We start from the raw sequence: 994 nt of genomic DNA on the forward strand, positions 1-994 counted from the left end.
CGGCATGGCCGAGCAGGGGCTGCGCACCGCCTGCATCACCAAGGTGTTCCCGACCCGCTCGCACACGGTCGCCGCGCAAGGCGGCATCGCCGCCTCGCTCGCCAATATGGGCCCCGACAACTGGCAGTGGCACCTCTTCGACACCGTCAAGGGCTCGGACTGGCTGGGCGATATCGATGCGCAGGAATATATGGTGCGCGAGGCGCCCGCGGCGGTCTACGAGCTCGAGCATTACGGCGTGCCGTTCTCGCGCACGGAAGAGGGCAAGATCTACCAGCGGCCGTTCGGCGGCATGATGATGAATTTCGGCGATGGCCCGCCGGTGCAGCGCACCTGCGCGGCGGCCGACCGCACCGGCCATGCCATGCTGCACACGCTCTACGGCCAGTCGCTGAAGAACAACGCGCAGTTCTTCATCGAATATTTCGCGCTCGACCTGATCACCGAGCCGGACGGCACCTGCACCGGCGTGGTGGCCTGGAATCTCGATGACGGCACCATCCACCGCTTCTCGGCCAAGATGGTGGTGCTGGCGACCGGCGGCTACGGCCGCGCCTATTTCTCCGCCACCTCGGCGCATACCTGCACCGGCGATGGCGGTGGCATGGCGGCTCGAGCCGGGCTCGCGCTGCAGGACATGGAGTTCGTGCAGTTCCATCCGACCGGCATCTACGGCGCCGGCTGCCTGATCACCGAAGGCGCGCGCGGCGAGGGCGGCTATCTGGTCAATTCCGAGGGCGAGCGCTTCATGGAGCGCTATGCGCCGTCCGCCAAGGACCTCGCCTCGCGCGATGTGGTCTCGCGCTGCATGACGATGGAGATCCGCGAAGGCCGCGGCGTCGGGCCGAAGAAGGATCACATCTTCCTGCATCTCGACCATCTCGACCCGGCGGTGCTGCATGAGCGGCTGCCGGGCATTTCGGAATCGGCGAAGATCTTCGCCGGCGTCGACCTGACCAAGGAGCCGATCCCGGTGCTGCCGACGGTGCACTAT

The 994-nt window shown here is 66.9% G+C and carries 1 protein-coding gene; it reads left to right on the forward strand.

Annotated elements, in window-relative coordinates:
- Positions 1 to 994 (forward strand): FAD-binding protein (locus tag EOA27_RS37870; protein ID WP_127258902.1); only part of this gene is annotated, 994 nt, incomplete at both ends.

It is taken from the genome of Mesorhizobium sp. M2A.F.Ca.ET.037.01.1.1 (genome assembly GCF_003998075.1).
In the GTDB taxonomy this organism is placed as follows: domain Bacteria; phylum Pseudomonadota; class Alphaproteobacteria; order Rhizobiales; family Rhizobiaceae; genus Mesorhizobium.